Source organism: Streptomyces sp. S6 (assembly GCF_054880855.1).
Genome location: NZ_JBTYMC010000193.1, coordinates 1 through 12,932 on the forward strand (window position 1 = coordinate 1; position 12,932 = coordinate 12,932).

Genomic DNA, 12,932 nt, shown 5'->3' on the forward strand with positions numbered 1-12,932 from the left:
GGTGAGCCCCGTGAACAACACCTGAACACGACAAGATCCGGACGATGTAGGAGTGAGCCGGTCATGGACTTCCTTCGCCCCGCCAGCTGGGAGGAAGCGCTCGCCGCGAAGTCCATGACCCACCCGCACGCCGCGTCGCGCCCCACGCAAGCCGTCATCCTCGCCGGAGGCCAAGGCTCACGGCTGCGTCCGTACACCGACGACCGGCCCAAACCGATGGTCGAGATCCCCGGCACGGGCACGCCGATCATCGGGCACCAGCTCAACTGGCTCGCACAGGAGGGCGTGACCGACGTCGTCGTCTCCTGCGGGCACCTCGCGGACGTCCTCCAGCGGTGGCTCGACGAGACCGATCTGCCGGTCTCCGTCACCACGGTCGTCGAGAGCGAGCCGCTCGGGCGCGGAGGCGGGCTGAAGTACGCGGCGGCGCGGCTGCCGCACCCCGACCGGCCCTGGTACGCGACCAACGGGGACATCTGGACCCGGTTCTCGCTGAGAGAGATGGCCGAGTTCCACGCCGAGCGGGATGCCGTGGCGACCCTCGCGCTCGCCCGGCCCCGGATCCCGTGGGGGGCCGTCCAGACCGACGGGTTCGGGCACATCACCGACTTCATCGAGTCGCCGCCGTCCACGTTCGAGATCAACGCGGGGGTGTACGTGTTCTCCCCCGAGTTCGCGGGGCTCCTGCCGGAGCGGGGGGATCACGAGCGGACGACGTTCCCTCAGCTGGCGCGTGAGCTGAAGCTCGCCGGGTTCCCGCTGCCGCAGGGGGCGTACTGGCGGGCCATTGACACGGCGAAGGATCTGACGGAGGCGGCCAAGGAGTTGGGGGCCTTGGGGCGGTAGCCCGGGTGCGGCTTCGTCGTGGTTGCTCGCGCACCTAATAGACAAGAGACGGTGGCCGCATGTCCCAACACGCGGCCACCGTCAGTCATATCGGCGAAACCCCTACCCCAGCAGACCCCCCACCAAGTTCTGATCCCCACCCGACGACGGCCCGGACGACCCGCTCGACGAACCCCCACCCGACGACGGCCCGGCCGACGACGTGCTCGGTGCCTCCTGGACCGGGGACGTGTCCTTGCTCGGGGTCTTGGCGGGGGAGCTGCCCGTGCCCTGGGTCTGGCTGGGGGAGCCGGACGTGGAGGAGTCGCGCGTGGAGGACGGGGACGACTCGCGGGACTTGGTCGGCGTCGAGGTCGCCCCCTCCGTCGTCGGCGAGGCGGACGCCTCCTTGCTGGGCCTGCCGCCGCGCTCCCCGTTGTTCGAGGCGCTCGGCAGCGGCTCACCGGGGAGCTGGTTGCGCGGCGCCTCGCCGGGGCCCGGGACGACGACCCGGTCCGCGTCGCGGACGGCCGCGCCGAGGAGGGAGCCGAAGAGGAGGGTGAGGCCGACGACGATGGCGGTGACCAGCGTCCCCCGGCGCAGCATGTAGCGGCGGAGCTGCCACAGCGGCGCGCGCGGGCCGAGCCGGCGCCAGGCGGCGGAGGCCAGGCGGCCGTCGACGGAGTACACCGGGGCGCCCGCGATGATCAGCGGGGACCAGGCGGCGAGGTTGATGATGTCGGGGGTGTCGTAGACGGGGACGGTCTTCCAGCTGACGGTGACGATCAGCGCCGCCGACAGCAGCACGCCCACCGCCGCCGCGAGCCGCTGCCAGCAGCCGAGGATCGTCAGGACGCCGACGACGACCTGGAGGAAGGCGATGACGAGGCCGGAGCCGACAGGGTGGTGCAGGGCGAACTGGCGCAGTGGCTCAGCCACTTCCCACGGGTGCAGCATGTTCAGCCACTTCACCATCGAGCCCCGCTTGCCACCGTCGAAGTAGACGGGGTCGCACAGCTTCCCCATCCCCGCGTACACCGCGAGGAAGCCGAGGAAGATGCGCAGCGGGAGCAGGACGACGCCGAGGTTGAGCCGGCGGCCGGGGTAGTAGGCGTGCCGCGCGGGGTCGCCGGGGACCCGTTCCCGGGGCGGGTCGTACTCGTCGTACGGCGGCGGGGGAGTCGCGTAGCCCGGCTCGTCGTAGACGCTGTCGACGGCCGGCATGTGCGGCAACAGGCGGTTGTCGCGGGTGCGTTGGGCGCCGACGAGCGGGGTCTCCATGGTCCGCTCGGCGAGGTCCTCGACCTCCACGCGGGGGATGACCTGGGTCGCGCCCGCGTCGGCGGGGGCCGGTTCGCCGTGGCCCACGCTGCCGGCGCGGACCGCCTGGAGGAGGCGGTGCGCGCCGGTGTCGTCCGGCGCGGAGTGCCCGCTCCACACGACGGCCCGGCGCCGGGGCGCAGCGGCACCAGCGTTCGCGACAGGGGCCCTGGAGGCGTCTCCGCCGACGCTCAAGTGCCGTGCGACACGCGGGGATTGACTGCGCGCCGACGCGCCCAACTGCACGCGGAAGGAAGCGTGCGTGACGATGACCTGCGCCGGATCGCTCGGCACCTTCACCATGCTCAGTGCGGGACCGTCGTCGAGTCCTGAGGCGAATCCCGACTGGCGGTCCCCCGCAGGTGTACGGGGTGTTCTGGTGTCCACACTCATCTAACCGAGTGACTTGTGTTTAGGACACTGCTTTGACTCGCCGGATGTGTCCGGACCCCGTCAAACCCCAGGACTACCCCGTAAGAGTGACAGGGTCACCCCCTACGGCGTGCCACCTCGTAGAGCACGATCCCCGCGGCAACCCCGGCGACCCCTCTTGTCTGCCCCTCTCGCGAGCTTCGCGGCTTCGAGCGGCTGCGCCGGCCTCCGACCGGCGGCCCCCCGTCCGCCGGCACCGGCTTGCGTCAGCTCCGGCGCCGTGCCACCTCGTAGAGCACGATCCCCGCGGCAACCCCGGCGTTGAGCGACTCGGCCCCACCCGGCATCGGAATCCGTACCCGTACGTCGCAAGTCTCACCGACCAGCCGCGACAACCCCTTGCCCTCGCTGCCGACGACGATGACGACCGGGCCCTCAAGGGCGGCCAGGGAGCCGACCTCGGCCTCGCCGTCCGCCGCGAGGCCGACGACGGTGATGCCGGCCTTCTTGTAGGACTCCAGGGCGCGGGTGAGGTTGGTCGCGCGGGCGACCGGGGTGCGGGCGGCGGTTCCCGCCGAGGTCTTCCAGGCACCGGCCGTCATACCGGCCGCGCGGCGTTCCGGGACGACCACGCCGTGGCCGCCGAACGCGGAGACGGAGCGGACGACCGCGCCGAGGTTGCGGGGGTCCGTGACGCCGTCGAGGGCGACGATCAGGGGGTCCTCGCCGATGTCGTACGCGGCGGCGGCGAGGTCCTCGGGGTGGGCGTACTCGTACGGCGGGACCTGGAGGACGAGGCCCTGGTGGTTCAGGCCGTTCGTCATGCGGTCCAGCTCGGGACGCGGCGCCTCCATGAGGTTGATGCCGCCGCGGTCGGCCGCGAGCTGGAGCGCCTCGCGGACCCGCTCGTCGTTGTCGATGAACTGCTGGACGTACAGGGTCGACGCGGGCACGCCCTCGCGCAGCGCCTCCACCACCGGGTTGCGGCCGACGACCATCTCGGACGTCCCCTTGCCGCCACGGCCCTTGGGGGTCGCCGGACGGCCCTGCGCGCGGCGCACCTGCGCGGCGGCGATGCGGTTCTTCTTGTGACCCTTGCGCATCTCGGCGGGCGGGGTCGGCCCCTTGCCCTCCAGGCCCCGGCGCCGCTGGCCGCCACTGCCGACCTGCGCGCCCTTCTTGCCGGACATGCGGCGGTTGTTGGCTGCCATGACCTACCAGTCCTTAGAGAGTTCCACTGCTCAAACAGCAGTACGTCTTATGAAGTGTGCCGCCCGGAGAGCCGGGCGGCACAATTGATCTTGAACGAGGAGAGCTGTTCAGCGCGGTCCGAGCGTCCAGCGCGGCCCCTGCGGACCGTCCTCGATGACCAGCCCCGCCTGCCCCAGCTGGTCGCGGATCGCGTCCGCCGTGCCCCAGTCCTTCCGCGCCCGCGCGGACTCCCGCTGGTCCAGGACCAGCCGGACGAGGCTGTCGACCACGCCGTGCAGATCCTCACCCCGGTCCGACTCACCGGCCCAGTGCGGGTCGAGGGGGTCGAGGCCGAGGACACCCAGCATCGCGCGCACCTCGGCGAGGCGGGCGACGGCGCCCTCCTTGTCGTCGGCCGCGAGCGCGCTGTTGCCCTGCCGGACGGTGGTGTGGACGACCGCGAGGGCCTGCGGGACGCCGAAGTCGTCGTCCATGGCCTCGGCGAAGGCCGGCGGCACCTCGGCGGCCGGCTCGACGACGCCGCCCGCCTTCTCCACCACCCGCTGCACGAACCCCTCGATCCGCGCGAACGCGGACTCGGCCTCGCGCAGGGCCTCCTCGCTGTACTCGATCATCGACCGATAGTGCGGGGTACCCAGGTAGTACCTGAGGACGATGGGCCGCCACTGCTTGACCATCTCGGAGACGAGCACGCTGTTCCCGAGCGACTTCGACATCTTCTCGCCGCTCATGGTGACCCACGCGTTGTGCAGCCAGTACGTCGCGAAGTCGTCGCCGGCCGCCTTCGACTGGGCGATCTCGTTCTCGTGGTGCGGGAAGATCAGGTCGAGGCCGCCGCCGTGGATGTCGAACGCGGAGCCCAGGTACGAGCGGACCATCGCCGAGCACTCCAGGTGCCAGCCGGGCCGGCCCCGCCCCCACGGCGTCTCCCAGTCCGGCTCACCCGGCTTCGTCGCCTTCCACAGCGCGAAGTCGCGGGGGTCGCGCTTGCCGGTGATGCCGTCCTCGGAGGGCTGGCGCATCTCGTCCAGGTCCTGCCGGGACAGCTCCAGGTACGACGGCCAGGAGCGGACGTCGAAGTAGACGCTGCCGTCCGCCTCGTACGCGTGCCCGCGCTCGATGAGCGTGCGCATCATCTCGACCATCTCGGTGACATGGCCGGTCGCGCGGGGTTCGTACGACGGCGGGAGGCAGCCGAGCGCCTCGTAGCCGGCGTTGAACGCGCGCTCGTTCTCGTAGCCGATGGACCACCAGGGACGGCCCTGCTCACCGGCCTTCGCGATGATCTTGTCGTCGATGTCGGTCACGTTCCGCACGAACGTCACGTCGTACCCGCGGTGGCTGAACCACCGGCGGATGATGTCGAAGTTCAGCCCCGACCTGATGTGCCCGATGTGCGGAGCCGCCTGCACGGTGGCGCCACAGAGGTAGATCGAGACACAGCCCGGCGTGAGCGGGGAGAAGTCACGGATCTGCCGGGCGCTGGTGTCGTACAGGCGAATAGTCACGGGTCCAAGGGTAGTGGGAGAGGGGGGCCGAAAAATACCGGCAATGTTTAGGGCTTCCGTACGACCAACGCCGTCGCGATCGCCATCAGACCCTCGTCCCGGCCCGGGAATCCGAGCCCGTCCGTCGTCGCCCCCGACACCGAGACGGGTGCTCCGGCCGCCTCCGACAGGATCTTCTGGGCCTCCTCGCGCCGCTTGCCGATCTTCGGGCGCGGGCCGACGACCTGGACGGCGACGTTCCCGATCACGAACCCGGCGTCCCGCACGATCCGCGCCGCCTCCGTCAACAGCGTGACGCCGGACGCCCCCGACCACTCGGGGCGCCCGGTGCCGAAGTGCCGGCCCAGGTCACCCAGCCCCGCCGCCGAGAACAGCGCGTTGCAGGCGGCATGGGCGACGACGTCCGCGTCGGAGTGGCCGGCGAGGCCGGTGCCGTCCCACTTGAGGCCGGCGCACCAGAGCTCGCGGCCCTCCTCGAAGGCGTGGATGTCGGTGCCGATGCCGACCTGGGGAAGCACCGGAAAGTCAGAACCCATCGTTGAGCCTCCTGCGGGCCAGAACCGCCTCCGCCAGGACCAGGTCCAGCGGACGCGTCACCTTGAACGCCTCCTCGTGCCCGGGGACGACGACGACCGTCCCCCCGAGCTGCTCGATCATGCTCGCGTCGTCCGTGACGTCCTCGGTGACCGTCTCGTGCGCGTGCACGAGCGTCTTGCGGTCGAACCCCTGAGGCGTCTGGACGGCGCGCAGCCGCGCGCGGACGGGGGTCGCGACGACGGGCTCGGGCGCACCCGGCGTCGGCTCGACCTCCTTGACCGTGTCGGCGAGGGGCAGCGCGGGAACGACGGCGACGGCACCCTCGCGGACCGCCTCGACGACGGAGTCGACCGTGTCGACGGGGACGAGAGGGCGGGCCGCGTCGTGCACGAGGACGATGTCGTACCCGTCGGGCAGCGCGTCGAGGCCGAGCTTCACGGACTCCTGGCGGGTCTCGCCGCCCGGGACGACGACGAAGTCCGTCCGCTCGGGCAGCGCGTGCGCGTCCAGCAGGGAACGGACCTCGGGGGCGCCGTCCGGCGGGGCCACGACGACGACCAGGGAGACCGCGCGGGACGCGGCGAGCGCGCGGACCGCGTGGATCAGCATCGGCGTGCCGTTCAGCGCGCGCAGCGCCTTGGGTGCGCCGGGGCCGAGCCGGACGCCGCGCCCGGCGGCCGGAATCACCGCGGCCGTGCGGACGGCCGCCTTGGGGGGATGTGATTCGTCAGACATGTTTCCTGTCAGGTTTGTGTGCGCGACCTACGTGGGTATGGCCTGGGAGGAGTGCCGGGTACCCCCACCTCGACCTGCCCCTTCCGTGAACCGCGGGTCGGGAGCGGGAGCCCCGGACCTCGAAAAGTACCGGGGTTTACTTGAGGACCCCGGGGCTTGGCGTAGCGGTGGGGATACGAACATGCCGCAGCGCCCGGCGACGAGAAATACGTCATCGGGCACCGCGGCATTTCGATGCGAGAGTTACTCCGGACGGAGAGCTCAGGAAGCGAGCACCTCGTCGAGCAGGGCCTCGGCCTTGTCCTCGTTGGTGTTCTCCGCGAGAGCGAGTTCGCTCACCAGGATCTGGCGGGCCTTGGCGAGCATGCGCTTCTCACCGGCGGAGAGTCCGCGCTCGCGCTCACGACGCCACAGGTCACGGACGACTTCCGCGACCTTGATGACGTCACCGGAGGCGAGCTTCTCCAGATTTGCCTTGTAGCGACGCGACCAGTTCGTGGGCTCCTCGGCGTACGGCGCGCGCAGCACCTCGAAGACCCGGTCCAGCCCGTCCTGACCGACCACATCACGTACGCCGACGAACTCCGCATTGTCCGCTGGCACACGTACCGTCAGGTCACCCTGGGCGACCTTCAGCACCAAGTAGGTCTTGTCCACGCCTTTGATCTGGCGAGTTTCGATGGCCTCGATCAGCGCGGCCCCGTGATGGGGATAGACCACGGTGTCGCCAACCTTGAACGTCATGTGACAGGTACCCCTTCCGTGGCTATCCAGGGTAACACGGAAACGACGGTTCCTGAATGGCGTTTTCGCAGGTCAGGGCATATCTCGGGGCTTGACAACAGCGATGTGAACGTGCTTCGGAAGGGGGCTGGAAGCAGGTATTCGCAGGTCGGAGCGGCTCTCCGAGGGGGGTGAAACGGCTACGTTACACGCTCTCGAAACCGCGTCAAGGTGGTCGAACGTCCCGATATGTCCTCTTCCTGGTGTGCGACTTCCGCTACTCCGTTCGGCGTCGGGTGGCCGGTCTTCGACGTTTCCGGAATTGATCATCGGGCGGCGGCGTCCAGGGGAAGATCGAATTCCGGGAGCGCGCATTCCGAGTTCGGGAAATCCGTACGCGGGGGGCGTTGCCGGGTTATGTGAATGGCCGGAGTACGTGAAGTGGCCAATGCGGCTCACGGGTGCGGTGGGGTGGTCCTCCCAGGGGCTCCCGAGGCGCTAGAGGCGGGTCGGGTGCGGGGTGCTGTGAACGGGTCGATACGCTGAGGCCGCTGACTGACCCTTAGGGCGGCTTTATGGAGAGTCCGCCCCTGTGTTCAAGGAGATGCCGCCGCCGTGAGCAGCAGCCTTCGACGCGGCGCCCTCGCCGCTTCCGCCCTCGCGTTCTCGATCGCCTCGCTCGCCGGCTGTGCCGCCGGGAACAACAGCCAGACGCTGGAGATCAAGCCGGACAACGCGGCGGTGACCGTCGGCGTGATCAAGATCCAGAACGCCGTTGTCATCACGCAGCCCGAGCGGGGTGCCGAGGGGCCGGCCGCCGTCGCCGCGACCGTCTTCAACACCGGTAAGGACCCTCAGACGCTGACCGGCATCACCGTGGACGGCACCAGCCAGTCCGTCGTGCTGACGCCGGGCAAGAACGACAAGGGCAGCAAGAAGGGGAGCCTGGTCGTGCCGGCCTTCGGGTCGGTCGTCATCGGCGGCGCGGGGAACGCGTCCGCGGTGCTCGCCGCGCCCGGCGACGCCGTCAAGAACGGGAACGCCCAGAAGATCACGTTCACGTTCAGTGACGCGGGTGATGTGAGCCTCCAGGCGTTCGTGGTGCCGGCGACGACGTACTTCTCGTCGTGGGGGCCGACGTCGGTTCCGAAGCCGTCCGCTTCGCCGAAGCCGTCCGCCGGTTCCTCGGAGTCCCCGAGCCCGTCGGAGTCCGCCGGCTCCTCCGCGTCCCCCAGCTCCTCGGCGTCCGCCTCCTCGGGCACCAGCCACTGAGCCACACAGGGCACGACTGAGGGCGGCACCCCCGACCGGGGTGCCGCCCTCACCGTCGTCACAGGCTCTTTACGGCTCGAACTTGTAGCCCAAGCCCCGCACCGTCACCAAGTACCGCGGCGCCCCCGGGTCCGGCTCGATCTTCGCGCGCAGGCGCTTCACGTGGACGTCGAGGGTCTTCGTGTCGCCGACGTAGTCCGCGCCCCAGACCCGGTCGATGAGCTGCATGCGGGTGAGGACGCGGCCGGCGTTGCGGAGGAGCATCTCCAGGAGGTCGAACTCCTTGAGGGGGAGGTCGACCTTGGAGCCGGAGACCGTGACGACGTGGCGGTCTACGTCCATGCGGACCGGGCCAGCTTCGAGGGCGGCCGGGGTCACCTCCTCCGGCTCGCTCCTGCGGCGCAGCACCGCGCGGATGCGGGCGACGAGTTCGCGGGAGGAGAAGGGCTTGGTGACGTAGTCGTCGGCCCCTATTTCGAGGCCGACGACCTTGTCGATCTCGCTGTCCTTGGCGGTCACCATGATGACCGGGACGTTGGAGCGGCCGCGCAGCTGGCGGCAGACCTCCGTGCCGGGCAGGCCCGGCAGCATCAGGTCGAGGAGGACGAGGTCGGCGCCGTTGCGCTCGAACTCGTCGAGACCGTCGGGGCCCGTGGCCGCCACGGCGACCTCGAAGCCCTCTTTGCGAAGCATGTACGACAGGGCGTCCGAGAAGGACTCCTCGTCCTCGACGACGAGCACACGGGTCACGGAAGGACCTCCGGGGCGGGAAGCGGTTCATAGGATGGTGCGGTGGGCTGCCCCGCCTCGGCGTCGAGGTCGGGGTGCTGGTGCGCGCGGTCGCGGGCCGCGCCCGCCTCCGGCAGCCTCAGGGTGAACGTGGAGCCCTGGCCCTCGGAGCTCCAGACCGTGACCTCTCCGCCGTGCGAGGCGGCCACGTGCTTGACGATCGCGAGACCGAGCCCGGTGCCTCCCGTGGCACGGGAGCGGGCGGGGTCGACGCGGTAGAAGCGCTCGAAGACGCGCTCCTTGTCCTTCTCGGAGATCCCTATCCCCTGGTCGGTGACGGCGATCTCGATCAGGTCCCCGCCGGGCGCGGACACCCGGCGGGCTGCTATCCCCACGCGAGTGCGGGCGGGAGAGTAGTTGACGGCGTTCTCGACGAGGTTGCCGAGCGCCGCGGCGAGCTGGCCCCGGCTGCCCCAGACGTGCAGGTCGGCGGTGCCGCCCGCGGCCATGGTGATCTGCTTGGCGCCCGCCTGGTGCCGGCAGCGGTCGACGGCCTCGGCGACGAGTTCGTCCACCCGGACCGGCTCGGAGTCCTCCAGAGGGTCGTCGTTCTGCACCCGGGAGAGGTCGATCAGCTCCTGCACGAGGTTGGTCAGGCGCGTCGCCTCGATCTGCATGCGGCCCGCGAAGCGCGTGACCGCCTCGGGGTCGTCCGACGCGTCCATGACGGCCTCGGAGAGCAGGGAGAGGGCGCCGACCGGGGTCTTCAGCTCATGGCTGACGTTCGCCACGAAGTCCCGGCGGACCGCCTCGATACGGCGGGCCTCCGTCAGGTCCTCGACCAGGAGCAGCACCAGCCGGGAGCCGAGCGGGGCGACCCGCGCGGAGACGGCGAGGGCCTCGCCCCGGCCCGTACCCCGCCTCGGGAGGTCCAGCTCGACCTGGCGTATCTCGCCGTCGCGGCGGGTGTCGCGGGCCATCAGGAGCATCGGCTCCACGGCCAGCTTCCCGCCCCGGACCAGGCCCAGGGCGTACGCCGCCGAGCTGGCCTTGACCACGGCGTCCGCCTCGTCGAGCACGACGGCGGAGGAGCGCAGGACCGACAGGACCGTGTCCACGCCCGGGGGGAGGACCGGGTCCGTGTGCAGGGAGGTGCGGGTGGGGCGCTTCTGGTCGCGTTCGCTCCAGCGGAACGCCAGCATGGCGATGACGCCGGTGAGCACCCCGGCGATCGCTGCCGCTGCGGCGACCGCCGCGTTCACGTCCATGTCCCCAGGTTAGGCACGGGGTACGACATCGCCACAGCCGTGAAGGGGTGACCTTCGAGACTCGTCGCCCAGAGTTCACCTTGGAGCCAGTAGTGATTCATTTGAGATGGCGGAAATCGACGCGTGCGGGGCCGAACGTGTCACTGTAAGGGCGCGAGACTGAGGTACGAGAGGGAACGAGGGAACGCAGATGCGGGACGCCTACCACGAGGAACTGGACTCGATCGGCGACGGTCTGGTGGAGATGGCCCGGCTGGTCGGCTCGGCCATCGGGCGCGCGACCACCGCGATCCTCGACGCCGATCTGAACCTGGCCGAGAACGTGATCGAGGGCGACAAGAAGGTCGACGAGCTGCACCACGAGCTGGAGGCCAAGGCGATAGACCTGCTGGCCCGGCAGCAGCCCGTCGCCACCGACCTGCGGATCGTCGTGACGTCCCTGCGGATGTCCGCCGACCTGGAGCGCTCCGGTGACCTCGCCCAGCACGTCGCCAAGCTGGCTCGGCTGCGGTTCCCGCAGACCGCCGTACCGCGCGACCTGCACGCCACCATCCTGGAGATGGGCCAGCTCGCCCAGCGCCTGATGGCCAAGGCCGCCGAGTGCATCATCACCAAGGACGTCGACCTCGCGCTCCAGCTCGAAGCGGACGACGACGCGATGGACCTCCTCCACCGCACGCTGTTCCAGCACCTGATCGACGACCGCTGGAAGCACGGCATCGAGACCGCCGTCGACGTCACCCTCCTGGGCCGCTACTACGAGCGGTTCGCCGACCACGCGGTCGCCGTCGCCAAGCGTGTCGTCTTCCTCGTCACCGGCGAGCACGCGGACGAGCTCCAGCAGGACCTGCCGCCGGAGATCCAGGCCTAGCCGTACCCCGGTGCGCCCTCTTTGCGCCCTTCGCGTGGAGGGCTCGGGTGGGGTCCCATGGGTGTACCTGCGTCGAGGAGGGACCCCCAGATGGCCGAATCCCCCAGCACGTCCCCCGACCCCACCCAGGAAGCACCGACCGAGCAGCCCGCCGAGATCAGGAACCTGATGCTGATCGGGGCCTGCGGGTGTGGCTCGGGGTGCGGGTGCGGGTGCCAGTCCGGTAGTCCGTGTCAGTGCGGTTGAGCGGTTTTCTCGTACCACGTCGTGGGGCTCGGTGAGCGATCACCGGGCCCCACGTGTGTCCGGGGGCGGATACGGCGCCTGCTTCTCAGGTCCTACTTCTTACGACGCCGAGCCGCCCTCTTCTTGATCTCGGCCTGCCCCCGCTTCGTCCAGTCACCCTGGTGCAGGTAGCACCGGGAGGTTCCCTTGAGCGTCTTGTTCTGGCACCGGCCTCCACTGCTCGTCGTCGCCCCGCACTTCCCTTGCCTCCACTCGACCATGACCCCTCCCCGGTGATGTGCCGTCCCTCTCAGGGTGCGGTTCTCGGGAGGGGGAGGGGCAAGGCACATACCGGACAGCGGGGTGTGTGGCCACGGGGTGCTGATGTGACTCGGGTGGGTGGGGAGAGTGCGCTCAGCAGTCGAACCGGTGCGTGTACGGCATCCCCGGGCACCTCCTGCACACGAACAGGTACACCCCGCCCGCGTCCCCCAGGCACAGTTCGGCGTCTCCGTCGCCGTTGATGCTCAGGAGGTGCTCCATGCGGTGGCCCTGGGGGCAGTCGGGCCAGTTCGGGGGTTGCGTCCAGGCGGGGTAGCCGCCGACCTTGGTGCGGAGGGCGCAGGCGAGGTCGGTGTAGTGGACGCCGGGGTGTTCTTCGAGTTCCTCGATGAGGGGGTGGACGATGGGGCGGAGGGCTTCGGGCATGTCCCAGTTGGGGTATTCGACGACGGTTGTGGGGGAGAGTGTGCAAGGGGCTGGCAAGGAGTCGTCGTCGTACTCGCCCTCCTGGGGGAGGGGGACGTCGAGCAGGAGGGCGTTCGTCAGGACGTCCGACTCCCTGCGCCAGTAGAGGCGGGGGAGTACGGATTCCGCCGGGTCCGCCGGGTGGACGAGGGTGCACCAGACGACCTGGAGGACGTCCGTCCCGTCCGGGAACTCCAACTCCGGTACATCACGGGCGAAGAGCTGGAGGACGGGGACCATCGGGACTGTGTCGAGGCCTTGTTCGTCGCCCAGCGGCAGCCAGTGACCTTGCTGTGCGCAATGCGGCCACTCCTCCGACGCGGGCCACAACAGCGGTCCCCCGACGGAGCTTTCGCGCACCCCGGGTGTGCCGGCGGTCGGGTTGAGGAGGGTCGTGCGCAGGGCGTAGGGCGCGAGTTGGGGAATCAGCTCGGCTATGTCGGCGGTGGTGGCCATGGGGGGACAGTAACCGCCGTGCTGATGCTCCTATTGCCTGTCAAGCGGCTTGGAGCCAGTTGCGGTAGGTGTGGGCGAGGTCGTCGTCTCGGCGGATTCCGCGTTCGAGGGCGGAGATGGCGGTCGGCCAGA

Annotated in this window: 13 protein-coding genes; 3 read left to right on the forward strand and 10 right to left on the reverse strand. The window is 70.2% G+C overall.

What is annotated here, in order from left to right:
• The first annotated feature begins 114 nt into the window (after positions 1-114).
• Positions 115-846 carry a nucleotidyltransferase family protein gene (locus ACVNF4_RS23695; RefSeq protein WP_461804903.1) on the forward strand — a complete coding sequence of 244 codons (732 nt, stop codon included), beginning with the start codon at positions 115-117 and terminating at the stop codon, positions 844-846.
• Positions 847-948: 102 nt separating this feature from the next.
• On the opposite strand, the gene ACVNF4_RS23700 is transcribed toward ACVNF4_RS23695, so the two are convergent.
• From ACVNF4_RS23700 to ACVNF4_RS23725, 6 genes are all read right to left on the reverse strand, one after another.
• Positions 949-2,538 carry a DoxX family protein gene (locus ACVNF4_RS23700; RefSeq protein ID WP_461804892.1) on the reverse strand — a complete coding sequence of 530 codons (1,590 nt, stop codon included), beginning with the start codon at positions 2,536-2,538 and terminating at the stop codon, positions 949-951.
• 245 nt (positions 2,539-2,783) lie between these two features.
• Positions 2,784-3,728, reverse strand: coding sequence for a 23S rRNA (guanosine(2251)-2'-O)-methyltransferase RlmB (rlmB, locus tag ACVNF4_RS23705; protein WP_461804893.1), 945 nt, complete (start codon positions 3,726-3,728; stop codon positions 2,784-2,786).
• A gap of 108 nt (positions 3,729-3,836) precedes the next feature.
• Positions 3,837-5,237, reverse strand: coding sequence for a cysteine--tRNA ligase (cysS, locus tag ACVNF4_RS23710; RefSeq protein WP_461804894.1), 1,401 nt, complete (start codon positions 5,235-5,237; stop codon positions 3,837-3,839).
• A gap of 47 nt (positions 5,238-5,284) precedes the next feature.
• Positions 5,285-5,773, reverse strand: coding sequence for a 2-C-methyl-D-erythritol 2,4-cyclodiphosphate synthase (ispF, locus tag ACVNF4_RS23715; protein WP_461804895.1), 489 nt, complete (start codon positions 5,771-5,773; stop codon positions 5,285-5,287).
• Positions 5,763-6,509: a 2-C-methyl-D-erythritol 4-phosphate cytidylyltransferase gene (gene ispD / locus ACVNF4_RS23720; RefSeq protein WP_461804896.1), complete on the reverse strand. Its 747-nt coding sequence runs from the start codon at positions 6,507-6,509 to the stop codon at positions 5,763-5,765. Before ispD ends, ispF begins: the two co-directional genes overlap by 11 nt.
• Before the next feature lie 261 nt (positions 6,510-6,770).
• A complete protein-coding gene (locus ACVNF4_RS23725) occupies positions 6,771-7,253 on the reverse strand; it encodes a CarD family transcriptional regulator (RefSeq protein WP_003953493.1) in 483 nt (160 codons plus the stop codon).
• 594 nt (positions 7,254-7,847) lie between these two features.
• On the opposite strand from ACVNF4_RS23725, the gene ACVNF4_RS23730 reads away from it, so the two are divergent.
• Complete coding sequence (locus tag ACVNF4_RS23730; RefSeq protein WP_461804897.1) at positions 7,848-8,504, forward strand: copper chaperone PCu(A)C; 657 nt, start codon at positions 7,848-7,850, stop codon at positions 8,502-8,504.
• A gap of 69 nt (positions 8,505-8,573) precedes the next feature.
• On the opposite strand, the gene ACVNF4_RS23735 is transcribed toward ACVNF4_RS23730, so the two are convergent.
• Both ACVNF4_RS23735 and ACVNF4_RS23740 read right to left on the reverse strand, forming a co-directional pair.
• Positions 8,574-9,254: a response regulator gene (locus tag ACVNF4_RS23735; protein ID WP_461804898.1), complete on the reverse strand. Its 681-nt coding sequence runs from the start codon at positions 9,252-9,254 to the stop codon at positions 8,574-8,576.
• Entirely contained in the window at positions 9,251-10,501 is a 1,251-nt protein-coding gene (locus ACVNF4_RS23740) for a sensor histidine kinase (protein WP_461804899.1), read from the reverse strand. The genes ACVNF4_RS23735 and ACVNF4_RS23740 overlap by 4 nt, the downstream gene beginning before the upstream one ends.
• 190 nt (positions 10,502-10,691) lie before the next feature.
• Between ACVNF4_RS23740 and phoU the strand changes: the two genes are divergently transcribed.
• Positions 10,692-11,372 carry a phosphate signaling complex protein PhoU gene (phoU, locus tag ACVNF4_RS23745; protein ID WP_461804900.1) on the forward strand — a complete coding sequence of 227 codons (681 nt, stop codon included), beginning with the start codon at positions 10,692-10,694 and terminating at the stop codon, positions 11,370-11,372.
• A gap of 338 nt (positions 11,373-11,710) precedes the next feature.
• Here phoU and ACVNF4_RS23750 read toward each other — a convergent pair whose 3' ends face one another.
• Together ACVNF4_RS23750 and ACVNF4_RS23755 are read right to left on the reverse strand one after the other, a co-directional pair.
• Entirely contained in the window at positions 11,711-11,878 is a 168-nt protein-coding gene (locus ACVNF4_RS23750) for an HGGxSTG domain-containing protein (RefSeq protein ID WP_461804901.1), read from the reverse strand.
• Positions 11,879-12,011: 133 nt separating this feature from the next.
• Complete coding sequence (locus tag ACVNF4_RS23755) at positions 12,012-12,800, reverse strand: DUF1963 domain-containing protein (RefSeq protein ID WP_461804902.1); 789 nt, start codon at positions 12,798-12,800, stop codon at positions 12,012-12,014.
• Positions 12,801-12,932 lie beyond the last annotated feature (132 nt).

Excerpts from the sequence above, each read along its gene's own strand:
- ACVNF4_RS23695 (WP_461804903.1), top strand. The coding sequence starts at position 115 with ATGACCCACCCGCACGCCGCGTCGCGCCCCACGCAAGCCGTCATCCTC.
- ACVNF4_RS23700 (WP_461804892.1), bottom strand. The coding sequence starts at position 2,538 with ATGAGTGTGGACACCAGAACACCCCGTACACCTGCGGGGGACCGCCAG.
- rlmB (WP_461804893.1), bottom strand. The coding sequence starts at position 3,728 with ATGGCAGCCAACAACCGCCGCATGTCCGGCAAGAAGGGCGCGCAGGTC.
- ispF (WP_461804895.1), bottom strand. The coding sequence starts at position 5,773 with ATGGGTTCTGACTTTCCGGTGCTTCCCCAGGTCGGCATCGGCACCGAC.
- ispD (WP_461804896.1), bottom strand. The coding sequence starts at position 6,509 with ATGTCTGACGAATCACATCCCCCCAAGGCGGCCGTCCGCACGGCCGCG.
- ACVNF4_RS23725 (WP_003953493.1), bottom strand. The coding sequence starts at position 7,253 with ATGACGTTCAAGGTTGGCGACACCGTGGTCTATCCCCATCACGGGGCC.
- ACVNF4_RS23740 (WP_461804899.1), bottom strand. The coding sequence starts at position 10,501 with ATGGACGTGAACGCGGCGGTCGCCGCAGCGGCAGCGATCGCCGGGGTG.
- phoU (WP_461804900.1), top strand. The coding sequence starts at position 10,692 with ATGCGGGACGCCTACCACGAGGAACTGGACTCGATCGGCGACGGTCTG.
- ACVNF4_RS23750 (WP_461804901.1), bottom strand. The coding sequence starts at position 11,878 with ATGGTCGAGTGGAGGCAAGGGAAGTGCGGGGCGACGACGAGCAGTGGA.
- ACVNF4_RS23755 (WP_461804902.1), bottom strand. The coding sequence starts at position 12,800 with ATGGCCACCACCGCCGACATAGCCGAGCTGATTCCCCAACTCGCGCCC.